We start from the raw sequence: 24,813 nt of genomic DNA, 5'->3' as shown, positions 1-24,813 counted from the left end.
AACGCCATGCGCGATCCCGCCCCCTTCCCTTCCCGCGGGAAGGCTCCCCTGAAAGCGATACTCCGTGTTCGATAACCTTCTCGGTTCTTTCTGGCCGTACACGATCGACGGCCTCATCCTGGGCGCGATCTACGGCCTAGTCGCCCTCGGCTACACGATGGTCTACGGCGTCCTGCGCCTCATCAACTTCGCGCACTCCGAGATCTTCATGATCGGCACCATGGCGTCGGCGTTCGTGGTGATGACCATGGGCATCACCGAGCCGCTCACCGGCTTCGCCCTCGTCGGCGGCCTGCTGCTGATGGTGCTCGCCGGCGGCGCCGCCTCGGCCGGCTCGGCCATGCTGCTGGAACGCATCGCCTACCGCCCGTTGCGCAAGCGCGGCGCCTCCCGGCTGGCCGCGCTCATCTCGGCCATCGGCGCATCGCTGTTCCTCCAGGAGCTCTTCGCCCTGGTGATCATCCCGCACGTGTTCAACCGTCCGCAGCAGGGCCGCAACCAGATGGGCGTCGCGCGCATCATGGAGAAGGAGACCCTGTTCACGATCGGCGGCGCGCAGGTCCGGGTCGACCAGGTCCTGATCTTCGTCGCGGCGATCGGCATGATGATCCTGCTCGACCTGCTCGTCAACCGCACCAAGATCGGTCGCGGTATCCGGGCGACCTCCCAGGACCCCGAGACCGCGGTTCTGATGGGCGTCGACATCGACAAGATCGTGCGGGTGACGTTCCTGATCGGCGGCCTCATGGCCGGCGTCGCGGGCGCGCTGTTCATCCTCCAGTTCGAGGTCACCAAGTTCTCCATCGGCTTCCTGCTCGGCATCAAGGCGTTCACCGCCGCGGTGCTCGGAGGCATCGGCAACCTACGCGGAGCGCTGCTCGGCGGCCTGTTCCTCGGTCTCATCGAGAACTACGGCGCCGCCCTCTTCGGCTCGGGATGGAAGGATGTCATCGCGTTCACGATCCTCGTCCTGGTCCTGATGTTCCGGCCCACCGGCATCCTCGGTGAATCACTCCAGCAGGCGCGCGCATGAGCACGAACTCGATCACCACACGCAGGAACGCCGTCGGTTCGTTCCTCGACCGCATCCGCGACCGCTGGGCCACCGCGCCCGGCTGGCAGCGCTGGACGGTCTACGTCCTGCTGTTCATCGGCGCGCTGCTGCTGCCGTCGGAGTCCATCGGCTCCTTCATGTCGCCCTACGCCGACTGGCCGAGCGTGCTGTTCTTCCCCATCGGCACCTACGTGCTGCTGGCGATCGGCCTCAACGTCGTGGTCGGGCAGGCGGGCCTGCTGGACCTCGGCTACGTCGCGTTCTTCGCCATCGGCGGGTACTCGATGGCCATGCTGGGCACCAAGGTCGGCCTGAACTTCTGGGAGATCATGGTCGTCGGCGTCGTGCTGTCGGCGATCTCCGGCATCGTGCTCGGCGGGCCCACGCTGCGGCTGCGCGGCGACTATCTGGCGATCGTCACGCTCGGCTTCGGTGAGATCGTCCGGCAGACGGCCGAGAACACCGACGCGATCGGCGGCCCCCGCGGCATCGCCGGCATCCCGCACCCGCCGAGCTTCGAGGCCATCGAGATCTTCGGGGTCCAGCCCTTCAAGTACGGCGTGCTCGACCCCCGGCCGTACTACTACCTGCTGGTCGTCCTGGCGACGCTCATCATCATCTTCGTGAAGCGGTGGGAGAAGAGCCGGGTCGGCCGCGCCTGGGCCGCGATCCGCGAGGACGAGGACGCCGCCGAGGTCATGGGCGTGCCCACCTTCAAGTTCAAGCTCCTGGCCTTCGCGATCGGCGCCTCGATCGGCGGGGCGATGGGCGTGATGTGGGCCGGCAAGACGATCTCGATCAACCCGAACGACTTCCTGTTCATGCTGTCGGCGACCATCCTCGCCGCGGTCGTGCTCGGCGGCTCGGGCAACATCCCCGGCGTCATGCTGGGGGCGTTCCTCGTCGCGTGGCTGCCCGAGCGGTTCCGCGGCCTGTCCGACTACCGCATCCTGGTCTTCGGCGCCGCGATCGTCGCGCTCATGATCTTCCGTCCCGAGGGCCTGCTGCCGTCACGCAGACGGAAGGCCGAGCTGGCCGAGGGCACCGGTGGTATGGGAAGCATGGGCGCCGAGGTCCCGGGTCCCGAGACCCAGGCCGCGGCCGAGGGAGCAGCCAAATGACCGATCCACGCCCGCTCCTTGAGCTGCAGAACGTCAAGATGCAGTTCGGCGGCGTCGTCGCGCTGCGCGACGTGGAGCTGACGATCAACGAGGGCGAGATCTTCGCCCTCATCGGGCCGAACGGCGCCGGCAAGACGACGGTGTTCAACGTCGTCACCGGCGTCTACCGCCCCACCTCCGGCATGGTGGTGTTCGACGGCGACCGCATCGACGGAATGAAGCGGTACAAGGTCACCAAGCGCGGTGTCGCCCGTACGTTCCAGAACATCCGGCTGTTCCACAACATGTCAGCGCTGGAGAACGTGATGGTGGGGGCCGACGCCCACCACCGCGCGGGCATGGTCAGCGCGGCGCTCGGCCTGCCGTGGCACCGCCACGAGGAGCGCGACGGCAAGGCCATGGCGCTCGAACTGCTGGAGTTCGTGGGCATCCCGCACCGCGCCGAGGAGACCGCCAAGAACCTGCCCTACGGCGACCAGCGCAGGCTGGAGATCGCCCGGGCGCTGGCGACCAAGCCCAAGCTGCTGCTGCTGGACGAGCCCGCGGCCGGCATGAACCCCGCGGAGAAGGAGTCCCTGCAGGGGCTGATCCGCAAGATCCGCGACGCCGGCCGCACGGTGCTGCTCATCGAGCACGACATGGCCCTGGTCATGGGCATCAGCGACCGCATCGCGGTGCTGGACTTCGGCCAGAAGATCGCCGACGGTCTCCCGGCCGAGGTGCAGAACGACCCGCGGGTCATCGAGGCGTACTTGGGAGCTCCGGCAGATGCTTCTTGAAGTCAAGGACATGCGCGTCCACTACGGCAAGATCGAGGCGATCAAGGGCATCTCGCTGGAGGTCGCCGAGGGTGAGATCGTCACGCTCATCGGCGCCAACGGGGCCGGCAAGACCACGACCCTGAAGACCATCTCGGGGCTGCGGGCGCTGACCTCGGGCACCGTCACCTTCGACGGCGCCGACATCAGCAAGATGCCCGGCCACAAGCGGGTGCTGGCCGGTATCGGCCAGTCGCCCGAGGGCCGGGGGGTGTTCCCGGGCATGACCGTCACCGAGAACCTCCTCATGGGCGCCTACACCCGCGCCGGCGACGTGACCAAGGACCTCGACGAGGTCTTCGAGCTGTTCCCCCGGCTGGCCGAGCGCAGGAACCAGGCCGGCGGCACGATGTCGGGCGGCGAGCAGCAGATGGTCGCCATCGGGCGCGCGCTGATGAGCAAGCCGAAGGTGCTGCTGCTGGACGAGCCGTCGATGGGCCTGGCCCCGATGCTGGTCGCCCAGATCTTCTCGATCATCAAGGAGATCAACGACCGGGGCACCACCGTCCTGCTGGTCGAGCAGAACGCCCAGCAGGCCCTGCAGCTGGCGCACCGCGCCTACGTCCTGGAGACCGGCAAGGTGGTCAAGTCCGCCCCGGCGGCCGACCTCCTCAACGACCCGCAGGTGCGCGCGGCGTACCTGGGCGGGGAGTTCGGGCAGGCGGAGTCCGGCAGGAGCTGAGCACGCGACGAGCCGGCACGACGACGAGGCTCTTCCGGGCCAGGCCCGGAAGAGCCTCGTCTGTTCTCGGATCAACGCCGGGAACGGATCGTGCGGCGTCTAGCAGGTGATCGAGCTCTGGTAGCAGGGCTGGCAGTCGTACGGCCCGCCGGCGGCGCCCCTCCAGCAGCAGGTGCGGTACCAGTAGTACCTGATGAGGCCGGCCTGGCAGCCGCAGCTCTGGGTGAAGCAGTCGGCCGCCTTGGCGGCGACGTGTGGCACCACGAGGGCGAGCATCCGGTCACTGATCTTGCCGAAGAGCGTCATGGAAGTTCCTCTCTGGGTTGGCACGGCCCGCCGGGTGAAAGACCCGGACGGAGGGACGGACCGCCGCGCTGGGACGAGTCGCGGGATCCACGAGGTCTGGCGAGGGTCGCTAGGTCGTCGCTACGTCTCTGTCACGGATCACCACCCCTACGATCTGCTCCCGGCGCAGGTAGCCGTAGGTCCGGGAGTCCGCGCTGAACCGCGGATTGTCGCCCGCCACGACGATCTTCCCGGGCGGTACCACGTCGCCAGGGGAGTCGTGCAGGACGTGGAACCCGGCGCGGGGTACTCGATCGCCCGGGACCGCGACGATCCGCTTGATCAGGTGCCCCCCGTCGATGGGAGGCAGGACGCGCCCCGCGGTGGCGGCGTCCGGCCGCAGCGCGGCGAACACCTCGTCCGGGGTCCCGCCCCGCAGGACGACGACGTCTCCCGCGCGGACGGCGCGCAGCCCCCACCTGCGGGCGATCAGCCGGTCGCCCGGCCGGAACGTGGGCGCCATGCTGACGCCGTCGACGGTGACGACGAGGAAGCACCGGCGCAGTGCCGTGAGGAGAAGGACGATCAGGACGGTGACGGTCACGACGGGGATGACGGGCATGGTCATGGTCCTGCCATCTCGGGGGAGTGGGCGGGTACGGGTCAGCGTGACCGCGGGGACAGGCTTTCCGTCCGGAAGAGGTCCACTATCTCGTCGAGCATGACGACGACGATCGCGACGACGCCCGCCGTCGCGGCCACCAGGACGAGGGCGCCCGGGTCGGCCGGCGCGGGCCCCGCGGACGCCGCGACGAGCCCGGTGACCGCGACGAGGGCGAGCACGGCGTTCCTCGCGACGTGGTGGGGCGCCATCGGGGCGCCCGAGGGCCCGAAGCACCGGCACCGCACGCTCACGCGCCTCCTGAGCACGGTGACGATGCCCGCGGTGAAGGCGGCCAGCAGCGCCACGGCGAGCAGGAAGCCCAGGCGGGCCGTCGCGGGCGCCAGGAGCAGCGCCGGGACCGCGAACTCCGCCGCGACGACCGTCGCCGCCACCAGTCGCGCCGTGCCGCGGGACAGCGGCCGCAGCTCGCGGATCGTCGCGACGAAGCCGGCGGCCGCGCCCCGTCCGATGATCTTGCTCACGGCGGCGAAGACGAACGTCAGGCCGATGAGGCAGCGGCAGGCGATCTCCAGGTACGTCATAGGTCACTCCTCGGCGAAAGCCGGCAGTTGCTCGTTCCCCGGCGCGTACGCGTTCGCCTGGAGGCGGAACAACCCGGCGTAGTGCCCGTCACGGGCGATCAGCTCGTCGTGCGTGCCCACCTCCACGATCCGCCCCTCCGCCAGCGTCACGATCCGGTGGGCGTCGCGGATGGCGCCCAGCCGGTGCGAGATCAGCACGCTCGTCCGTCCCGCCCGGGTGTGGCGGAGCCGGGCCTGCACCTCGTGCTCGGCGACGGGGTCGAGGCCGGAGCTGGGCTCGTCCAGGAGCAGCAGGTCGCGGTCACCGCGCAGCAGGGCCCGGGCGAGGGCGACCCGCTGCCACTGGCCGCCCGACAGCATGACCCCGGTCTCGCTGTTGTTCTTGTCGGCCTCGCTGAAGAAAATGCGCGTGAGCAGCGTGTCATAACCGTGCGGAAGGGCGGCGAGCACGTCGTGGACGCCCGCCGATTCCGCGGCGTATTCCACCCGGCGCCCGTCCTGTGCGGGGTCGCCGAGACCGATGTTCTCGCGCGCGCTCATGTCGTACTGCATGAAATCCTGGAAAAGCGCTCCGATTCTTGTCCTCAGCTCCGATATCTGGAATTCACGTATATCGACGCCGTCCCAGAGAATCGCGCCCCTGGTCGGGTCGTAGAATCGGCACAGCAGTTTGACGAGCGTGCTTTTTCCCGATCCGTTTCTGCCGACCATCGCCATCGTGTGCCCGTGCGGAATGAACAGATCGACCCCGCGGAGAACCCAGGGATGGTCGTCGGCATAGCGGAACCAGACGTCGCGCAGTTCGATGCCGCGGCGCAGTTCCGGCACGGGCACGGGCGGTTCGGCGGCGGGCAGGTCGGACGTGGCGGTGGTCACCGCCACGTAGTGGCCGAACAGCAGCAGCTGCTGGTGCGTGGTGGCGATCGAGGCCGTCACCTGCGTCACCGCGCCCTGCACGCCCGTGAGCGCCGCGATCGACATGGCGATGTCGCCGGGGCTGATCCGCCCGGTGAGGGCGAGCCGCACCGCCACGAGCAGGCCGGCCCCGGTGACCAGGGCGGACAGCAGGGCCAGCCCGCCCTGGACGGCCAGCTCGCGCCGGTCGAGCTCGTGGTGGCCGGCGTCGACCCTCTCCCGTTCGCCCATCATGCGGCGGCGCAGGAACGGGCCGGCCCCGAACAGGCGGATCTCCTTGGCCGCCTCCACGCTGGTCAGCAGGATGCGGTAGAACATCTCGCGCCGCTCGAAGGGGCTGAGCCCCAGCATCGCGGAGGCGTGCCGCCGCGAGAGCCCGATCTGGGCGGCGAACATCGGGGCGGCCGCCACCAGGACGATGAGCGCCATGAGCGGGCTGAGCGCCAGCACCGAGCCGAGGAACCCGGCGATCACGATGATGCCGCCGACGGTCTCCAGCGAACCCTGCGTGACCTGGCCCGGCGTCTGCGCGGTCGCCGACTGCGCCAGGCGCATCCGGTCCAGGAAGCGGGGGTCCTCGAACCGCGCGAGCCCGGTGAAGCGCTCGACCGCGGTGAAGATGCGTTCCTGGGCGAGCCGCCCGGCCGCCCGGTCGGCGTCCGAGCGCAGGTAGCGGGTGAGGTGGGGGATCGTCGCGATGGCGAGGGACGTCGCCACCAGTCCCGCCGTGGCGGGGAGGACACCCGGGCCGGAGCCGGCCCGGGTGAGCCCGTCGATGATCGCTTTCAGGAACCACGCCGACCCGATCGGCAGGGCGGCGGCCACGGGCGTGAGGAGCACGATCAGCGCGAACCTGCCCCGGGCGGAGTGCCAGTAGAGCTCAAGGGCGGTTCGCATCGCGCGCGCCCAGGCCCGCGGGCGCCATGGTTCGTCGGAGCCCGCCTCGGGGCTCATCTCCCGAAGGCGCCGAGGGGCAGCGCCGCGAGGTCGAAGGCCGCGGCCTCGACGACCCCCTTGTCCCTGGTGAGGTAATAGGAGGGATATCCCTGCACCTGGAAGGCCCTGGAGATCTCGTCGTCGCCGTGTTCGCCGGTCACCACGTGCGCGACCGGCTCCAGGGCCGCCACCATGTCGGCGCTCTCTGCCGGGTCGCCGATCACGACGCAGATCGTGGTGTCGCGGCCGCCGGTGAACCCGCGCGCCTGCTCGACGAAGGCCGGCAGTTTGTCCCTGCACGGCCGGCAGCTCGACGAGAAGAACGTCACCAGCGTCCGTCCGGGCAGGGTGTCACGGGTGATGGGGACGCCGTCGGTCGTGAGCACCGCGAAGTCGCCCACGGTCGTGCCCGGTTCCAGCAGGGTCATCGACGGTCCGCCGGACATCGCGCCGCCCTCGATGAGGGCGGCGTGCCGGCGGAGCCGGCGGATCACACCGTAGGTCAGGAGCAGGTTGAGTACCGAGAGCACTCCGATGAGGAGCAGTGCGGGGATGATGAGAGGCACGTGGGCCCTTTCGTCTCTCCGGGGGCGCGGGTGGACGGGCGGTGGTGCGCGTTCGGTTCTCGTTCGCCGCGGGCTTTTTCAGCAGGGGATATTGCTGCGGTAGCAGATCAGGCAGGTGTACGGCCCGCCCGGCTGGTCGATCCAGCAGCATTCCCGATACGAATAACGGTTGGCCTGGCATCCGCAGCTCTGGGTGAAGCAGCTACTCGCGGTGGCGGCGACGCTCGGTACGAGCTTGGCGACGATTCGGTCACTGATGGCGGCTACACTCGGCATTCTGTTTCCATTCGGTCGGCTGGGCCTCGGTAATGGCACTTGTCAGTTGACATCAATTCGCCGACCTGGTCAAGGACCATGGGGAGAGCTTTTCTGAATATCGCCCATGGGTCGTCGTGTAGCTACATGGAGTCATTTCCGGCATGGCGTGGTGCAATTCGATTCGCATGGTGGGGTTGTTGTGACCGGTGTTACAGGCGATATCGCGGTACGGCGATATGGCGTATGGGACATGGCGGGCGCGGTGTGGCGGCACGCCGGTGGACGCCGCCGACGGGGGCTCAGTGCGGGGGCTCAGTGCGGGGGCTCAGTGAGGTGGGTCAGCGCGGTGGGTCAGCGCAGGGGGACGTCGACGCCCTTGGACGGGCCGATGGCGCCGAGCGGCGGGTCGGCGACGAAGCGGATCGCGGTGATCCTGGCGTCCTTGGGCACGTCGTACCAGAGGTCGAACTCCATGCGCACGAAGCTGCCGACGGGGATCTCGTCGGGCTGGCGCTTGATCGCCTGGGTGAAGTCGTCGACGTGGAAGACGCGCCCGTCGGCCGCGACCAGCAGTTGTTGTCCGGCGTCGAACTTCTGGTTGGTGCGGTCGGTGCTCTCGATGAGCACGCGCACCCGGGCGTACTGTCCCTTGGCGTTCCACTCGGCGTGGCTGCCGACGACGCTCGGCATGCCGTCCTGGAAGCCGAGCACGCGGAAGCGCATCTGCCCGTCGACCACCGGCTTGGCCGTGATCACCGTCTCGCCGGGGCGCGCGGTCCCGGCCGGGACCACGTACGTGGGGGAGGGTTTCGCCGACGGTGTGGCGGGGGCGGCGGGCGTGGAGGTGCATCCCGAGGCCAGCAGCGCGGCCGCGAGGCCGAGAACGAAGATCGGTGCCCGCACGATCGCACGATATTCCGGTCGCGGAGCCGGGAGTACCAGGCGGCGACAGGTGTTGTGCGATCGTTTCATTCCGGTAATACCCCTGGTGACCAGGTGCGGAACCATGGCCAGGGTTACGGTAAGTTAACTTGACTCCGACACGCGGCTACAGAGGAGGGCGTAGTGGTCTTTTGGTCCAGGCGTCGCCGTTTCGCCACAATTGGGGCGGTCGCCGTGGGCGCCGCATGCCTTCTCTCCGCCTGCGGAGGCGGGTCGGGCTCCGACACGAGCGCGAACACGGGTGGGTCGGGCGCCACGACACAGGCCGGCGGGATCAAGCTCGTCAGCCCAGGAAAGCTCATGACGTGCACCAACCTGCCGTACGAGCCCTTCCAGTTCAAGGACGGCGCGGACGTCGTCGGCTTCGACGTCGACATCGTCGACCTGGCGGCCAAGAAGCTCGGTGTGAAGCAGGACATCGTGGACATCGACTTCGCGGTGATCAAGAGCGGCGCGGCCCTGAACGCCGGCAAGTGCGACGTCGCCGCGGCGGGCATGACGATCACCGACGAGCGCAAGAAGAACATGCTCTTCTCCGAGCCCTACTTCGACGCCACGCAGGCCCTGCTCGCCAAGAAGGGCAGCGGCGTCAAGTCGCTCGCCGACGTCAAGGCCAAAGGCCTGAAGCTCGGCGCCCAGGCCTCCACGACCGGCCTCGACTACGTCAAGAAGCAGGGCCTCAACCCGACCGAGTACGCCGACTCGCCCAAGGAACTGCTCGGCCTGCAGTCCGGCCAGGCCGACGTCATCGTCCAGGACCTGCCCGTCGTGCTCACCTGGCTCAAGAAGCCCGAGATCGCCGACAAGTTCGAACTGGCCGCGAGCCTCGACACCGGCGAGCAGTACGGCATCGGCATGAAGCTCGGCAACGACGCCCTGGCCAAGGTGATCAACGAGGAGATCGCCAAGGCGAAGTCCGACGGCACCTACGAGCAGATCTACGTCAAGTGGTTCGGTAAGAAGCCCGGCGAGCTCGGAACCTCCTGATCCATGACCGACCAGTCCACGGCGGCCGGGTCCGCCGGCCCTGCCGGGCCCGCGCCCGGCAGGGCGCGGATGAGCCCGCGCAAGAGGCAGCGCATCAGCCGCGGCGTCCAGTACGCGGTGCTGGTCGCCGCGGTCGTCGTGCTCGCGCTCCTCGTCAACTGGCAGGGACTGGCCCAGAACTTCGCCAAGCTCGACGTGGCGGAGCAGGCCCTGCCGGACGTCTTCACGGTCGCGCTCAAGAACACCATCATCTACACCGTCGGAGGCTTCGTCTTCGGCTCGCTGGGCGGTCTGCTGCTCGCCCTCATGCGGCTGTCCTCCGTGCGGCCCTACCGCTGGATCGCCACCGTCTACATCGAGATCTTCCGCGGCCTGCCCGCGCTGCTGATCTTCCTGCTCATCCTGTTCCTGCCGCTGGCCCTGCCGGGCTTCGAGGTGCCCGGCGGCACCTACGGCCAGGGCATCCTGGGCCTGACGGTGGTCAGCGCCGCCTACATGGCCGAGACGCTGCGCGCCGGCCTGCAGGCCGTGCCGAAGGGCCAGATGGAGGCGGCGCGCTCGCTCGGCATGTCGCACGCGCGGGGCATGATCTCCGTCGTGATCCCGCAGGCGCTGCGCATCGTGATCCCGCCGACGACCAACCAGTTCGTCGCGCTGCTCAAGGACTCCTCGCTGGTGCTGTTCCTCGGGGTGAGCGGCGAGTACGTCGAGCTGACCAAGTTCGGCAACGACCTCGCCTCCACCACGGCCAACGCCACGCCCATCATGGTCGTGGGCCTGACATATCTGATGGTGACGATCCCGCTCGGCTACCTGGCGGGCCGTCTGGAAAAGCGTCAGGCGAAGGGACGGTGACCCGGTGGCCCACGCGGTCGAGATCAAGCACCTGCACAAGTCGTTCGGCCCCCTGGAGGTCCTGAAGGGCGTCGACTTCACCGTCGACCAGGGCCAGGTGGTCTGCGTCATCGGCCCGTCCGGCTCGGGCAAGTCGACGCTGTTGCGCTGCGTGAACCTGCTCGAACAGCCCACCAAGGGCACGGTCGTGGTCGGCGGCGTCGAGCTGACCGACCCCGATGTCGACATCGACGCCGCCCGGCGCAGGCTCGGCATGGTGTTCCAGTCGTTCAACCTCTTCCCGCACATGACGGTCCTGCAGAACGTCGTGATCGCCCAGCGGCGGGTGCTCCGGCGCGGCAGGCAGGAGGCCGAGCGCGTCGCCCGCGAGAACCTCGACAAGGTCGGCGTCGGCGCCAAGTGGGACTCCTACCCTCCCCAGCTCTCCGGCGGCCAGCAGCAGCGGGTGGCCATCGCCAGGGCCCTGGCCATGGACCCCGACCTGATGCTCTTCGACGAGCCGACCTCCGCCCTGGACCCCGAGCTGGTCGGCGACGTGCTGTCGGTGATGCGCAAGCTCGCCCAGGACGGCATGACGATGCTGGTGGTCACCCACGAGATGAGCTTCGCGCGCGAGGTGGCCGACCGCGTGGTGTTCATGGACGGCGGCGTGATCGTCGAGGAGGGCCCGCCGGAGCAGGTGATCGGCGACCCGCGGCACGCGCGCACGCGCGCGTTCCTCAGGAGGGTGCTGGACCCGACGCACTCCGACGACGACGGCCCGGCGGAGGAGACGGCCACCAGGCCCTCAGGGGCCTGACGCCGGCAGGAGCCCGCGGGTGATCTTTGGGGCCATGTAGGGCTTCCCCGGCCGCACACGTTGTCTACTCGATCACCCACGGGCTCTGGTGTCCCAACGCTAGCGAGCCCGGACGGGCACGTGCAAAGAGAGTGGCAAATCGTGCCCAGATAGAGGGCAAATCTCACGGCGCGTCACGAAGCATGCACGTAAGCCGGGACGTGCACACCAGGCGGCCCTCGTCGTCGGTGATCGAGATGTCGTAGGTCGCCAGGCTGCGGCCGCCGTGCAGCAGGGTCGCCACACCCGTGACGTGACCGGAGCGCGCGGAGCGGTGGTGGGTCGCGTTGATCTCGATGCCCACGGCGATCCTGCCGGGCCCGGCGTGCAGGGCCGCGCCGGTGGAGCCGACCGTCTCGGCCAGCACGCAGGAGGCGCCCCCGTGCAGCAGGCCGTACGGCTGGGTGTTGCCCTCGACCGGCATGCGCGCCACGACCCGCTCGGCCGCGGCCTCCAGGAACTCGATGCCCATGCGCTCGACCAGGGTGCCGGAGTGGTCGCCGCCGTGCAGGGCCGCGAGACGGGCCAGGTCATCGGGGTTCGTCATGGTCAAGGGAGACCCTCCAGTGGCACATCGAGGGGTGTTCTGTCGTACATGGAGACTAGGCTGCGGGTGTGCCGAAGAAGGAAGCGACCCCCACCCGTCCCTGCCTGCTCCTGCTGGACGGGCACTCACTGGCGTACCGGGCGTTCTACGCGCTCAAGGACGCCAACCTCATGACGACCGAGGGGCAGCACACCGAGGCGGTGTACGGCTTCACCTCGATGCTCATCAATGTTCTGCGCGATGAGAAGCCGTCCCATGTGGTGGTGTGCTTCGACCGCTCGGAGCCCACCTTCCGGCACGAGTCGTACGCCGACTACAAGGCCAACCGCCAGGAGACGCCCGACGATTTCCGCGGCCAGGTCAGCCTCATCTTCGAGGTGCTCGACGCTCTGCGCCTCCCGTACCTGTCGCTGGCGGGGTTCGAGGCCGACGACCTGATCGCCACGCTGGCGCACCGCGCCTCCGAACGCGACATGAACGTGCTCATCGTCACCGGTGACCGCGACGCCCTGCAACTCGTCGACGAGCGGGTCACCCTGCTCATGACCCGCCGCGGCATCAGCGACATGACCCGTTTCGACCCCGACGCCGTGGTGGAGAAGTACGGCCTGACCCCCCGGCAGTACCCCGACTTCGCGGCCCTGCGCGGCGATCCGAGCGACAACCTGCCGAGCATCCCCAGCGTGGGCGAGAAGACCGCCGCCAAGTGGGTCAGGGAGTTCGGCTCGCTCACCGAGCTGGTCGACCGGGTCGACGAGGTCAAGGGCAAGGTCGGCGACAAGCTCCGCGAGCACCTGGGCCAGGTCATCCACAACCGCCAGCTGACCGAGCTGCGGCGCGACGTCCCGCTGGACGTCGAGGTCGCCGACCTCAAGATGGGCCAGTGGGACCGCGACGAGATCCACAAGCTCTTCGACACCCTGCAGTTCCGCGTCCTGCGCGACCGCCTCTACCAGAGCATCGGCACCGCCGAGCCCGAGGCGGAGGAAGGCTTCGACGTCGAGGTCGTCACCCTCGGCTCCGGCCAGGTCGCCGGCTGGCTCGCCGGGATGCCGGCGGGGCGGGCCGGGCTGGCCGTCAAGGGCGCCTACGGCAGCGGCACCGGCCGGCTCGACCACCTGGCGATCGCCGCCCCCGCCGACGCCGAGGGCCGCCGCCGCGCCGCCTACCTCGACCTCACCGCCCTCACCCCGGAGGACGAGTCCGCGCTCGGCGGGTGGCTGGCCGACGAGGACGCGCCGAAGGCCCTGCACGACGCCAAGGGCCCCCTGCTGGCCCTGTGGGCGCAGGGGCTCGACCTGCGCGGCCTGACCTGCGACACCGCGCTCGCCGCCTACCTGGCCATGCCGGGGCAGCGGTCCTTCCCTCTGGACGACCTGGTGCTGCGCTACCTGCACCGCGAGTTGCGCGCCGAGGCCGACACCGGCGGCCAGGCCGCCCTCTTCGACGACCCCGAGGACGACGCGGGACAAGAGCTGGCCGTCCGCGCCCAGGCGGTCCAGGAGCTGGCCGAGGCCCTGGAGGCCCACCTGGAGCCCCGGGGCGGCATCCGGCTCATGCGCGAGGTCGAGCTGCCCCTGGTGCGCGTGCTCGCCGAGCTGGAGCGCGCCGGCATCGCCGCCGACCGCGCCTACTTCACCGGCCTGGAGGCCGAGTTCGGCGCCGCGGTCAAGCAGGCCGTCGAAGAGGCCCACCGGGTGGTCGGCGAGCAGTTCAACCTCGGCTCGCCCAAGCAGCTCCAGGAGATCCTCTTCGTCAAGCTCGGCCTGCCGAAGACCAAGCGCATCAAGACCGGCTACACCACCGACGCCGACGCCCTGGCCCAGCTCGCCACCCAGACCGACAACGAGCTGCCCACCATCCTGCTGCGCCACCGCGACCAGACCAAGCTGCGCGTCACCGTCGAGGGCCTGATCAAGGAGGTCGCCGACGACGAGCGCATCCACACCACCTACAACCAGATCATCGCGGCGACCGGCCGGCTGTCGTCGGAGAAGCCCAACCTGCAGAACATCCCGATCCGCACGGCGGAGGGGCGGCGCATCCGCCAGGGCTTCATCGTGGGGGAGGGGTACGAGAGCCTGCTCACGGCCGACTACAGCCAGATCGAGCTGCGCATCATGGCCCACCTGTCCGGCGACGAGGCGTTGATCGCCGCCTTCGAGTCCGGGCACGACTTCCACCAGGCCACGGCCTCGCGCGTGTTCGACATCCCTCCGGAGGAGGTCGGCGGCGAGCTGCGCGCCCGCATCAAGGCCATGAACTACGGCCTGGCCTACGGGTTGTCCGACTTCGGGCTCTCCGGCCAGCTCAACATCCCGGTCGCCGAGGCCCGCGCGCTCAAGAACGAGTACTTCGAGGAGTTCGGCGGCGTCCGCGACTACCTGGAGGCCATCGTCGCCCAGGCCCGCCACGACGGCTACACCGAGACCATCCTCGGCCGCCGCCGCTACCTTCCCGACCTGACCAGCGACAACCGCCAGCGGCGCGAGATGGCCGAGCGCATGGCGCTCAACGCCCCGATCCAGGGCTCGGCCGCCGACATCATCAAGGTCGCCATGCTCCACGTCCACCGCGCGCTGCACGAAAGGGGCCTGCGCTCGCGCATGCTGCTGCAGGTCCACGACGAGCTGGTGTTCGAGGTCGCCCCCGGCGAGCTGGAGGCGCTGCGCGAGCTGGTCGTCGGCCAGATGTGCGCCGCCTACGAGCTGCGCGTCCCGCTGGACGTCTCGGTCGGCGTCGGCCGCACCTGGCAGGACGCCGGCCACTGACCTGAGGACGCTGAAGGCCTCGTCGGGCGGGGCCGGCTTTTCGGCGGTTTCACCTGCGCATTCCCGTCCGGGGACGCGCCCATCCGGATTCACAATCGAATATCGGCACAGGACAGACGTGTACGCTGGCCGCGGACAAAGCCCGAAAAGGGTCTCCCAGGGAGAAAGACGACCCGCCGCCGACCTTGGAGTGAACCTGTGCGGAGCACGCCCGGCCTGACGCCCCTCATCGGCATCGTCAACGTCGGTGTCATGATCGTCGCGGCGGTCGTGTTGCTCGTCCATCCCCTGGGAGGTGACGACGAGCCGACCACGGGACAGGTCACCGCCCCGTCTCCCCAGCCCTCGCCCACCGCGACGCCCACCCGTGAGCCGCAGCGCGCCTCGGCCGAGTCGGCCCGGCGGGTCCGGGCCAACGAGCTCGGCATGGTGCCGGTGCTGATGTACCACCGCATCCTGCGCAAGCCGGTCGCCTCGATCGACCGCACCCCGAGCCAGCTTCGCCGCGAGCTGGAGCGGCTCGCCAAGGGCGGGTACGTGCCGATCACCGCCGCCCAGTACGCCTCCGGGGCGATCGACGTCCCGGCCGGCGCCCATCCGGTCGTGCTCAGCTTCGACGACGGGCATCCCTCGCACTTCGCCCTCGGCCCGGACGGGGCCCCCGTGCCGGACACGGTGGTGGCGGTGCTCTACGACGTCGCGGCCAGGTTCCCCGGCTTCCGCCCCGTGGCCACGTTCTGGATCAACAAGACCCCCTTCGGCCTGCGCGACCGCGAGCGGCAGGCGCAGGCCGTGCGCTGGCTCGTGGAGCACGGCTTCGAGGTGGCCAACCACACCTACTCCCACCCCGACCTGCGGCGGCTGCGCACCAAGAAGGTGAACGAGGCGATCGTGCGCGGCGAGCGGCTGGTGACCTCGCTCGGCGCGCCGCCGTCGTACACCTTCGCCCTGCCCTACGGCAGCCGGCCGAAGAAGAGGTCGGCCGCGCGCAAGGGGAAGTGGGACGGCACCTCCTACGCCTACCGCGCGGTGTTCATGGCCGGGTCCGAACCGTCGGTTTCGCCCTACGCGAAGACGTTCGACCCGTACAACATCCCGAGAATCCAGGCGAACGGTAAAAAAGGGGAATGCCGCCGCTGGTGCTCCGAGTACTGGCTGGGATGGCTCGACAAGCATCCGGACAGGCGGTATACCTCCGACGGCGACCCCACACGCGTCTCCATGCCCCGTCGATTTAAGGGTAAGATCCAGGCAAAGTTCCGCGAGGCGATGATCGCTTATTAGCGGGTGACGGGGTTGTGCGGGTGGACGCCGGATTGACCACGCCCGCGTACTCTCATATGCTGATCGCTGCGTTGTGGGCTCGCGTGCCTCGGACGGAGCGGGCTCGCGCTCGGTCATGTCGTCGACCATGGGTCATTCCGACCATCCTCGGCTTGAGCGAAGCAAGAGGGCCTGCCGCGCGTCCGCCACATCGACATCTGTCCGCGTTCGGAGCAATTCCACACATGACGAGCAGCACCGAGGCCACCTCGAACACCCCGCAGGTAGCGGTCAACGACATCGGTTCCGAGGAGGCCTTCCTCGCCGCGATCGACGAGACCATCAAGTACTTCAACGACGGCGACATCGTCGAAGGCACCGTCGTCAAGGTCGATCGAGACGAGGTCTTGCTCGACATCGGCTACAAGACCGAGGGCGTCATCCCCTCGCGTGAGCTCTCGATCAAGCACGATGTCGACCCGGCCGAGGTCGTCGAGGTCGGGGAGCACGTTGAGGCGCTTGTCCTCCAGAAGGAGGACAAGGAAGGCCGTCTCATCCTGTCCAAGAAGCGTGCGCAGTACGAGCGCGCCTGGGGCACGATCGAGAAGATCAAGGACGAGGACGGCATCGTCACCGGCACGGTCATCGAGGTCGTCAAGGGTGGTCTCATCCTCGACATCGGCCTGCGCGGCTTCCTGCCCGCGTCGCTGGTCGAGATGCGCCGCGTCCGCGACCTGCAGCCCTACGTCGGCCGTGAGCTCGAGGCGAAGATCATAGAGCTGGACAAGAACCGCAACAACGTGGTCCTGTCCCGCCGCGCCTGGCTGGAGCAGACCCAGTCGGAGGTCCGCCAGACCTTCCTCAACACCCTGCAGAAGGGCCAGGTCCGCAAGGGCGTCGTCTCCTCGATCGTCAACTTCGGCGCGTTCGTCGACCTGGGCGGTGTGGACGGTCTCGTCCACGTCTCCGAGCTGTCCTGGAAGCACATCGACCACCCCTCCGAGGTCGTCGAGGTCGGCCAGGAGGTCACCGTCGAGGTGCTGGACGTCGACATGGAGCGCGAGCGGGTCTCCCTGTCGCTCAAGGCGACCCAGGAGGACCCCTGGCAGCAGTTCGCCCGCACGCACCAGATCGGCCAGGTCGTCCCCGGCCGGGTCACCAAGCTGGTGCCGTTCGGCGCGTTCGTCCGGGTCGAAGAGGGCATCGAGGGTCTGGTCCACATCTCCGAGCTGGCCGAGCGCCACGTCGAGATTCCCGAGCAGGTCGTCCAGGTCGGCGACGAGATCTTCGTGAAGATCATCGACATCGACCTCGACCGTCGTCGCATCTCGCTGTCGCTGAAGCAGGCCAACGAGGGTGCGATCGGCGCCGACGTCGAGTTCGACCCCACGCTGTACGGCATGGCGGCGACCTACGACGACCAGGGCAACTACATCTACCCCGACGGGTTCGACCCCGAGACCGGCGAGTGGCTCGAAGGCTTCGAGAAGCAGCGCGAGGAGTGGGAGCGGCAGTACGCCGAGGCCCAGACCCGCTTCGAGGCCCACAAGTCGCAGGTCGAGAAGGCCCGTCAGGAAGAGGCCCAGGCCGCCGGCGCGACCGGCTACTCGGGCGAGTCGTCCGCCCAGCAGGGCGGGGGCGGCACGTCCCCGGCCGCGGGCGCCCTGGCCTCCGACGAGGCCCTGGCCGCGCTCCGCGAGAAGCTCGCGGGCGGCCAGAGCTGACGCTCTGAGCACGACGACAGAGGGCCCCGCCATCCGGCGGGGCCCTCTTCGCGTCCGGGGGCCCGCGCGCCGCGGTGGTCCGGCCGCCCTACAGTGGTGCGCGTGACGCGGATCGAACAGGCTTCGCCCGAGGACGCCGGAGAGATCCTCACCCTCCAGCGCGCCGCCTACGTGACCGAGGCCCAGCTCTACGGAGACCCCTTCATCGCCCCGCTGATCGAGTCGCTGGAGCAGATGCGCGCCGCGATCGGCGGCGCCACGGTCCTGAAGGCCCTCGGCGGCGGCCGGATCGTCGGCGCGGTGCGCGGCCAGATGGCCGACCGCACGGCCGTCATCGGACGGCTGGTGGTGGCCCCCGACCACCAGGGGCGCGGCCTCGGCACCGCCCTGCTCGCGGCGATCGAGCGCGAGCTCGGCGCGCGCGCCGACGCGTTCGGCCTGTTCACCGGCCACCTGTCGGAGGGCAACCTGCGGCTGTACCGCCGCCTCGGGTACCGGGAGACCCGGCGCGAGCGCGTCCACGAGCACCTGACGCTCGTCCACATGCGCAAGCCCGCCCCGCTCGCTCCCTGAGGCCGTCCGCTACCCTTCCAAGCGTGCTGAAGGTCGGGCTGACGGGCGGGATCGGATCCGGGAAGAGCGAGGTGTCCCGGCGTCTCGCCGGGCACGGCGCGGTGGTGATCGACGCCGACCGGATCGCCCGCGAGGTCGTCGAGCCGGGCACCGGCGGCCTGGCCGAGGTCGTCGCGGCGTTCGGCGCCGGCGTGCTGCGCGAGGACGGCACACTGGATCGCGAGCGGCTCGGCCGGATCGTCTTCTCCGACCCCGGCGAGCTGGCGCGGCTCAACGCCATCGTGCATCCCCGGGTGGGCGAGCGCATGGCCGAGCTCCAGCGGCGGGCCCCGGCGGACGCGGTCGTGGTGTACGACGTGCCGCTGCTCGCCGAGAACGGCCTGGCCCCCATGTACGACGTGGTGATCGTGGTGGACGCCTCCGACGAGGTCCGCCTCGACCGTCTGACCTCCCGGCGCGGCATGACCCGCGAGGACGCCCTGGCCCGGATCGGGGCCCAGGCCGCCAGGGAGGACCGCCTGAAGATCGCCGACATCGTCGTGCCCAACGAGGCCGGGCTCGGCGAGCTGGACGCCCGCGTGGCCGAGGTGTGGACCGAGCTGCTGGCCCGCCGCGGCGCCTGACCCTCCAACCGGCCCAGGACCGGCCCAGGACCGGCCCAGGACCGGCCCAGGACCGGCCCAGGACCGGGTCAGGTCCAGCTCGGCACCGGCTACCGGTTCAGAAGGGCGCGTCGAGGGCGATCTGCCGCACGCCGGGAAGGTAGGGGTCCAGCTCGCCCGGGTCGAACCTGCACATGCCGATCACGTACCAGAACTGCCCGGCGACGTCCCCCTCGGTCTTGTACCGGCCGTCGGGGCTGAACGCCGCCCACCCCTCGGGCAGGCCGAGCAGCGTGGCCCGCTGGACGGGCGCCTCGCCGGTGAGGTCCCACAGGATCACCACGCCGTCGTCGCCCGCGCTGGCGAGCTGGTCGCCCGAGGGGCTGAACGCCACCGACCAGACCCGCCGCGTGTGGCCCACGAGCGTGTGCAGGTGGTCGCCGGAGGTGGTGTCCCACAGGCGGACGACCAGATCGTCCCCGCCGGTCGCGATCATGGCGCCGTCGGGGCTGAAGTCCAGCGACCACAGGCGGCCGGTGTGCCGCTTGAGGGTGTGCAGCAGGTCGGCCGACCAGGCGCCGTCGGGACCGAGCCGCCAGATCCGGGCCGTGCCGTCGTTGCCGGCGCTGCCCAGCAGGCGGCCCGACGGGTCGAACCGCACGGCGTACACGCGGTCGGAGTGGCCCTCCAGGGTGGCCAGGCGCATGCCGGAGCCGGTGTCCCACAGGCGGACCATGCGGTCGTCGCAGCCGGTGGCGACGGTGGCGCCGTCGGGGCTGAAGGCGATCGAGCGCACGCGGCCATGGTGCTCGGCGAGGCTGCCGACCTGCCGCCCGCTGCTGCGGTACCAGAGCCGGACGCTGTCGTCGTCGTTGGCCGTGGCGAGGATCTCGCCGTCGGGGCTGAACGCCTCCGCCCAGACGTGGTCGGTCTCGACGTTCAGCTCGCGCTCGAACCCCCCGGCCGTCAGGTTCCACAGGTAGACCCCTCCGTCGTTGCTGGCGGTGGCCAGCAGGGGACCGGCCGGGCTGAAGATCGCGGAGATGAGCCGGTCGGCGGCGCCGGTCATCTCGCGCAGCCGCCGGCCCGTGCGCGGGTCCCACAGCCGGACGTAGCCGTCGTTGCCGCAGGTGGCCAGCATGGAGCCGTCGGCGCTGAACCGGGCGGCGACGATGCGGCGGCCGTGGCCGCGCAGGGTGTGCCGGCACTGGCCGCTCGCCGGGTCCCACAGCCGCGCGGTGCCGTCGTTGCTGGAGGTGGCGAGCTGGCGGCCGTCCGGGCGGAAGGCGAACGGCCACACCGACGCGCGGTGCCCGGCCAGCTCGGCCCGCTGCCGGCCGGTCTCCGGATCCCACACGCGCACGACGCCGTCGCTGTCGCCGGTGGCGAGCGTGGCGCCGTCCGGGCTGAACAGCACCTGGTAGACGGCCCCCGAGTGGCCCTGCGGCGCGCTGAGGGCCCGGCCGTCGCGGGGGTCCCACAGGCGGACCGCGCCGGTGGTGTCGCCGGAGGCGAGCAGCTCGCCCGAGGGGTGGAAGTCCAGGGCGTAGACGCGGCCGGTGTGGCCGCGCATGTCGTGCAGCGGCTCGCCGGTGACGGGGTCCCAGACGCGCACGACCCCGGCGCCGTCCCCGGTGGCCAGCATGCGGCCGTCCGGGCTGAGCACGAGCCGGTACACCGTGCCGCGGTGGCCGGTCAGGGTGTTGGCGAGCCCGCCGGTGGCCAGGTCCCAGACGCGGATGACGCCCGCCGCGTCGCCGGTCACGAGCCTGCCCGGCAGGAAGACCACGGTGTAGATCGGCGGGGTGTGGCCGGGCAGCGCGACGAGGTGGGCTCCGGTGCGGGCCGACCAGACGTTCATCACGCCGTCGGCGCCGCCGGCGGCCACCAGGTCGCCCGCGGGGCTCACCGCGACCGGCCAGACCCCTTGAGGGTGCCCGGCGCGCACGTGGCGCACCTCGCCGGTGAGCGGGTCCCAGACGCGGACGGTGCCGTCGGCCGCGCCGGTCACCAGCACGCCGGGTCCGTACGCCACGGTGTAGACCCGGCCCCGGTGGCCGTGCAGCGTGCGCAGCGGGGAGCCGGTGACGCTGTCGCAGACGAGCACCCCGCCGTCCTCGCTGCCGAGGGCGATCAGCCCGCCGTCGGGGCTGTAGGCGACCGGGCTGGGCAGGCGGCTGCTCTGGTAGTGGTACCCGTACGGCACGCCGACCTGCGGCGGCGCGAGCTCGGGCGTCACCGGGTGGCCGGGGGCGACGGCGGCGCCGTACAGCGCGGGGTCGGCGGCCAGGGAGGGGGAGGCCGTCACGTCGATGAGGGCCGCGCGGTTCCACCGGCCGCCCTCCACGGCGACGTCGCGCAGGTCGGTGCGCGAGAGGCGGGCGCGGGTGAGGTCGGCGCCGCGCAGGTCGGCGCCCGCCAGGACGGCCTCGTCGAGCCGGGCGCCGGTGAGGCGGGCGTCGCGCAGGTCGGCGCGGGAGAGGTTCGTGCCGACCAGTCGCGCGTCGGTCAGGTCGGCGCCGCTGAGGTCCACTCCGGCGAAGTGGCGGTAGGACAGGTCTTCGCCGCTGAGGCGGGCGCCGCGCAGGTCGGTCCTGGCCGGGGTGCGCAGCCGGGTGGTGATCTTGATGGCGTTGGCGCGCGCGGTGTCGTCCGACTCCGGGTCCGCCAGGGTGGCGCCCGCCCACGCCTGGAGCCGCGCGGTGTCGGCCAGGTCGCACAGGAAGTCGACGACCAGCGCCGAGAACGGCCGCCGCGTCAGCCGCTCGTCGAGGGTGAGCGCGAGGTGCCGGGCGACGAGCCACTCCATCACCGAGGAGTGGATGAAGCCGAACAACCCCTCGTCGGTGCGCACCAGCAGGCTGCCGGTGCCGACGGCGTGCGCGGCCTGGCCGGCGGAAAGAGGGCTGTTCGCCAGCTCGCCGAGGGTCTCGGCGACCTCGGTCAGCTCGGCCGGCCGCAGGTAGGACTCGCCGCTCTCCCACAGGCGCAGCGCCAGCGTCGTCGCCGCCCCCCACAGCTCCTCGACGCCGAGCCCGCCCGGCGCGCCGGGCACGTGGGTGCGGTGCTCCTCGAACCGCAGCCAGTGGCCGAGGATCTCGGCGTACAGCCCGGCCGCGCTGAGGGTGTCGCCGGCCTGGGCCGCCGCGCGCAGCCGTTCGGGGGGAAGGTCGGCGATGAAGCTCAGCATGCGCGGGTTCTGGGCGAGGCCGAGCAGGTCCGAGATGCGGGTGATCATGCTCATGCGCTCGTCGGCGGCGTGCTCGTCCCCGTACCGGTTCACCAGGTACGCCCGGACCTGGGCGGTGGTGAACTTCTCGACGCTGAGCACCCGGCGGTGCGGCAGCGTGCCCACCCGCTCGCCGAGCGCGGTCAGCACCTGGGCGTGGGACTTGAAGTGCTGCGTTCGGCTCGCCACGACGATCTTCGCCTTGTCCTCGGCCGCCCGCAGCAGCGTCTCCAGATGGTCGGCGGCGCGCTCGTAGGTGACGCGCGTGACCAGCTCGTCGAAGCCGTCGAACAGCAGCACGATGCGGCCCTGGCGCAGCATGTAGTGGAACGCCTTGAGGTCGATCAGCTCCTCGCCGTGGTTGGCCAGGTGCGCGGCCACCAGGCCGTCCACCGAGTGCGCCTTGTCCAGGGCGCGCAGCTCGATGAAGATCGGCGTCAGGTGGGGCAGCTCGGCGGGGATCCTGCGGGCGACCTCGCGCAGGGCGAAGGTCTTGCCGCGGCCGAAGTCGCCGAGCAGCAGCACGAACCTGCCGTGGTCGGCGGCCAGCAGGCGCATCAGCTCGCCGGTCAGGTCGTCGCGCACCGTCGAGGCCCGGTCCAGCTCCCTGAACCGCTGCGGGACGTACAGCTCCGGCGGGTAGCGGCGGTCGTCGCGCAGGCGCGCGCTCTGGTCGGCGACGTGGTCGGACAGGTCCAGCAGGCCCTGGAACTCGGTGAAGCTGCGCAGGCGCACGCCACGGCGCAGCGCGTCGTCCCGCACCTGCCGCGCGGGCCCCTGCCCCTGGTACACCAGCTCGGCGCCGTGGTCGAGCCCCGCCGCGTGGACGTGCCGCAGGAAGGACGTGACGGCCTCCGTGGTGGGCGGGCCGGCGTGCGCGCCGATGAGCTGCCGGCTGACGAAGCCGTCCTCGGCGAGGGTGACGAGCAGGTGCGGCGGGTCGCCGGGCACCTTGCGGATGCGGGCGCGCTCGCTGCGCGTCTCGCACACCTCGGCGATCATGTCGAGCAGCAGGGTGGACGGGTCGGCCTCGCGCTCGGGCTCGCCGCCGCCGTCCGGAGGGGCCTCCAAGGGATCAGGGGCGGGCCGGGAGGCGGTGGCCGGGGGGAAGGCGCCGTGCAGCGCCCGGCGGTCGTAGGAGAGCTCCTGAGGCGGCGGGACGTCGATCCGGTCGCGCGCCCAGCGGCGCAGGCCCGCCGGGCCGACCTCGATGACCTGGTGACGCCCCGGGGCCAGGGACGGCAGGCACGGCACCTCGCCGATCCAGCCGACCTCGTCCGGGCCGCCGCCGTGCAGCAGCAGGTTCAGGCGCGGGCCCAGCAACTGGCCGAACGTCGCGGCGTCGCGCAGCGCGCCCGGAGGATGGCCGGCCACCCCCACGCGCAGCCAGCCCGTCTCCTCGAAGGGCCGCAGGCGCTCGGCGAACCAGGCCGCCTGCGCCTGCCCGACCCAGCCGTAGGCGTCCTCCTCGCGGTGGCTCATCGCCATGGTCGAGTTGATCCCGGCCACGACCGCCCGCAGCTCCGGCTGGGCGAACAGGCTCCACGGCTGGGCGCTGTCGAAGTCGAGGTCCGTCAGCCCCTGGTAGACGTCCTTGAACAGGCCGGAGAAATGACGCCACTTCGGCCAGAACGGCGGCTGCGGGGCCACGTCGTCGGCCTCGCACGTGGCGAAGTAGGCGCGGCTCGCGGCCTTGGTCACGTCGCGGGGGCCGGGCACGATCACCAGGCGCCGGGGCTCCAGCCCCAGCAGGACGCGCAGGCCGGTCAGGAACGCGAGCGCCTCGCCGTACTCGCGGACGCTGCCCGACTCGGTGAGGTCGCCGGTGACCAGCAGCAGGTCCGGGCGGGGGACGCCGGCGTCGGCCAGGCGCGTCAGGTCCGCCCAGATGCCGGACTGCAGCTCGCCCGCGTCCAGCGGCTCGTCGGCGTCGGCCAGGCCGCGCCCGAAGCGGGGGCCCGCGACGTGCAGCAGCGTGATCGCCTCGCGTTCCCTGGCGGCCGGGGCCTCCCCGGGGAAGGCGGGGGGCGTCACGGGCGTCCTGCGCGCGGACGGGACGGCGGCGGGCGGGCGCGGCGGCTCCGGCCGTCGCGCCACCCCGGCCTCGCGGACCACGGTGCCGGGGATGGTGCGGGCCGGGACGGCGGGGAAGCCGGGCTCCTCTGCGGGCTTGGCGCGGCCGGCCAGCGTGTGGCGGATGCGGCCGAGCAGCAGCGACCTGGCCTCCGCCGCATCCGTGACGCCGACCATGTCCACCCACGTGATCGTGGACAGCAGGCCCTCCAGGGGGCAGTCCTCGATGCGGATGGTCACCAGCCGGTTGCCCGGGTTGTCCGGGTCCGCGCGGAAGGCCGTCAGCCATTCCTGCCGTCCGAACCGGGAGCCGAGGTAGTTGCGGGACAGGACCGCGACGATCAGGCCCGCCTCGCTGACCCCGCGGTCCATGAAGTCGACGAAGTTCGTGCCCGGCACGAAGTCCCAGGCCTGCAGCATGGTGCGGTAGCCCGCCGCCTCCAGTTGCCAGGCGATCCAGGACGCCCAGCGTTCGTCCGCGGGGGAGTAGCTGACGAAGATGTCGGTCCGCGTGCCGTTCCGGTCGTCCATGCCGGTCCCTCATCTCTTGTGCGCCGCGCCGCCACCC

21 protein-coding genes are annotated in these 24,813 nt (G+C 70.9%); 12 read left to right on the top strand and 9 right to left on the bottom strand.

Features of this window, described 5'->3' with window-relative positions:
- The first annotated feature begins 64 nt into the window (after positions 1 to 64).
- The 4 genes from BJ982_RS30995 to BJ982_RS30980 are packed head-to-tail and all read left to right on the top strand — an operon-like array spanning position 65 to position 3,675.
- Positions 65 to 1,033, top strand: a complete 969-nt coding sequence (locus BJ982_RS30995; protein ID WP_184885903.1) for a branched-chain amino acid ABC transporter permease — start codon at positions 65 to 67, stop codon at positions 1,031 to 1,033.
- Positions 1,030 to 2,175: a branched-chain amino acid ABC transporter permease gene (locus BJ982_RS30990; protein WP_184885901.1), complete on the top strand. Its 1,146-nt coding sequence runs from the start codon at positions 1,030 to 1,032 to the stop codon at positions 2,173 to 2,175. Before BJ982_RS30995 ends, BJ982_RS30990 begins: the two co-directional genes overlap by 4 nt.
- Positions 2,172 to 2,954 (top strand): ABC transporter ATP-binding protein, encoded by a 783-nt coding sequence (locus tag BJ982_RS30985; RefSeq protein ID WP_184885899.1) that lies wholly within the window; start codon positions 2,172 to 2,174, stop codon positions 2,952 to 2,954. Before BJ982_RS30990 ends, BJ982_RS30985 begins: the two co-directional genes overlap by 4 nt.
- Positions 2,944 to 3,675, top strand: coding sequence for an ABC transporter ATP-binding protein (locus BJ982_RS30980; protein ID WP_184885897.1), 732 nt, complete (start codon positions 2,944 to 2,946; stop codon positions 3,673 to 3,675). The genes BJ982_RS30985 and BJ982_RS30980 overlap by 11 nt, the downstream gene beginning before the upstream one ends.
- A 99-nt stretch (positions 3,676 to 3,774) precedes the next feature.
- On the opposite strand, the gene BJ982_RS30975 is transcribed toward BJ982_RS30980, so the two are convergent.
- The 7 genes from BJ982_RS30975 to BJ982_RS30945 form a co-directional block, all read right to left on the bottom strand.
- Positions 3,775 to 3,981, bottom strand: coding sequence for a hypothetical protein (locus BJ982_RS30975; protein WP_184885894.1), 207 nt, complete (start codon positions 3,979 to 3,981; stop codon positions 3,775 to 3,777).
- Positions 3,982 to 4,090: 109 nt separating this feature from the next.
- A complete protein-coding gene (gene lepB, locus BJ982_RS30970) occupies positions 4,091 to 4,588 on the bottom strand; it encodes a signal peptidase I (protein WP_184885892.1) in 498 nt (165 codons plus the stop codon).
- 35 nt (positions 4,589 to 4,623) lie between these two features.
- On the bottom strand, positions 4,624 to 5,166 hold the full coding sequence (locus tag BJ982_RS30965; protein WP_184885890.1) for a MauE/DoxX family redox-associated membrane protein: 543 nt from the start codon (positions 5,164 to 5,166) through the stop codon (positions 4,624 to 4,626).
- A gap of 3 nt (positions 5,167 to 5,169) precedes the next feature.
- Positions 5,170 to 6,978, bottom strand: a complete 1,809-nt coding sequence (locus BJ982_RS30960; RefSeq protein WP_239123164.1) for an ABC transporter ATP-binding protein — start codon at positions 6,976 to 6,978, stop codon at positions 5,170 to 5,172.
- A 53-nt stretch (positions 6,979 to 7,031) separates the two neighbouring features.
- Positions 7,032 to 7,583 carry a TlpA disulfide reductase family protein gene (locus BJ982_RS30955; protein ID WP_184885886.1) on the bottom strand — a complete coding sequence of 184 codons (552 nt, stop codon included), beginning with the start codon at positions 7,581 to 7,583 and terminating at the stop codon, positions 7,032 to 7,034.
- 78 nt (positions 7,584 to 7,661) lie between these two features.
- Positions 7,662 to 7,859 (bottom strand): hypothetical protein, encoded by a 198-nt coding sequence (locus BJ982_RS30950; RefSeq protein ID WP_184885884.1) that lies wholly within the window; start codon positions 7,857 to 7,859, stop codon positions 7,662 to 7,664.
- Between the two features lie 333 nt (positions 7,860 to 8,192).
- On the bottom strand, positions 8,193 to 8,744 hold the full coding sequence (locus tag BJ982_RS30945) for a DUF4352 domain-containing protein (protein ID WP_184885882.1): 552 nt from the start codon (positions 8,742 to 8,744) through the stop codon (positions 8,193 to 8,195).
- Between the two features lie 339 nt (positions 8,745 to 9,083).
- On the opposite strand from BJ982_RS30945, the gene BJ982_RS30940 reads away from it, so the two are divergent.
- The 3 genes from BJ982_RS30940 to BJ982_RS30930 are packed head-to-tail and all read left to right on the top strand — an operon-like array spanning position 9,084 to position 11,424.
- Entirely contained in the window at positions 9,084 to 9,770 is a 687-nt protein-coding gene (locus tag BJ982_RS30940) for an ABC transporter substrate-binding protein (RefSeq protein WP_221482401.1), read from the top strand.
- Positions 9,771 to 9,773: 3 nt separating this feature from the next.
- A complete protein-coding gene (locus BJ982_RS30935; RefSeq protein ID WP_184885878.1) occupies positions 9,774 to 10,625 on the top strand; it encodes an amino acid ABC transporter permease in 852 nt (283 codons plus the stop codon).
- Between the two features lie 4 nt (positions 10,626 to 10,629).
- Positions 10,630 to 11,424 (top strand): amino acid ABC transporter ATP-binding protein, encoded by a 795-nt coding sequence (locus BJ982_RS30930; protein ID WP_184885876.1) that lies wholly within the window; start codon positions 10,630 to 10,632, stop codon positions 11,422 to 11,424.
- Between the two features lie 163 nt (positions 11,425 to 11,587).
- Here the strand turns inward: BJ982_RS30930 and BJ982_RS30925 are convergent, their stop codons facing one another.
- Positions 11,588 to 12,010 (bottom strand): PaaI family thioesterase, encoded by a 423-nt coding sequence (locus BJ982_RS30925; RefSeq protein WP_184885874.1) that lies wholly within the window; start codon positions 12,008 to 12,010, stop codon positions 11,588 to 11,590.
- 68 nt (positions 12,011 to 12,078) lie between these two features.
- Between BJ982_RS30925 and polA the strand changes: the two genes are divergently transcribed.
- The 5 genes from polA (at position 12,079) to coaE (ending at position 18,964) form a co-directional block, all read left to right on the top strand.
- Entirely contained in the window at positions 12,079 to 14,781 is a 2,703-nt protein-coding gene (gene polA, locus BJ982_RS30920; RefSeq protein WP_184885872.1) for a DNA polymerase I, read from the top strand.
- Positions 14,782 to 14,979: 198 nt separating this feature from the next.
- Complete coding sequence (locus BJ982_RS30915) at positions 14,980 to 16,065, top strand: polysaccharide deacetylase family protein (RefSeq protein WP_239123163.1); 1,086 nt, start codon at positions 14,980 to 14,982, stop codon at positions 16,063 to 16,065.
- A gap of 224 nt (positions 16,066 to 16,289) precedes the next feature.
- Positions 16,290 to 17,768, top strand: coding sequence for a 30S ribosomal protein S1 (rpsA, locus tag BJ982_RS30910; protein ID WP_184885869.1), 1,479 nt, complete (start codon positions 16,290 to 16,292; stop codon positions 17,766 to 17,768).
- A 102-nt stretch (positions 17,769 to 17,870) separates the two neighbouring features.
- Positions 17,871 to 18,341 (top strand): GNAT family N-acetyltransferase, encoded by a 471-nt coding sequence (locus BJ982_RS30905; RefSeq protein WP_184885868.1) that lies wholly within the window; start codon positions 17,871 to 17,873, stop codon positions 18,339 to 18,341.
- Between the two features lie 23 nt (positions 18,342 to 18,364).
- Complete coding sequence (coaE, locus tag BJ982_RS30900; RefSeq protein WP_184885866.1) at positions 18,365 to 18,964, top strand: dephospho-CoA kinase; 600 nt, start codon at positions 18,365 to 18,367, stop codon at positions 18,962 to 18,964.
- A 97-nt stretch (positions 18,965 to 19,061) separates the two neighbouring features.
- On the opposite strand, the gene BJ982_RS30895 is transcribed toward coaE, so the two are convergent.
- Positions 19,062 to 24,776 carry a WD40 domain-containing protein gene (locus BJ982_RS30895; RefSeq protein ID WP_184885864.1) on the bottom strand — a complete coding sequence of 1,905 codons (5,715 nt, stop codon included), beginning with the start codon at positions 24,774 to 24,776 and terminating at the stop codon, positions 19,062 to 19,064.
- Positions 24,777 to 24,813: the final 37 nt, after the last annotated feature.

The sequence above is a fragment of the Sphaerisporangium siamense genome, assembly GCF_014205275.1.
GTDB classification, from domain to species: Bacteria; Actinomycetota; Actinomycetes; order Streptosporangiales; family Streptosporangiaceae; genus Sphaerisporangium; species Sphaerisporangium siamense.
Note: the sequence above shows the minus strand (reverse complement) of the source record. Positions and strands in the feature narration are given on the sequence as shown.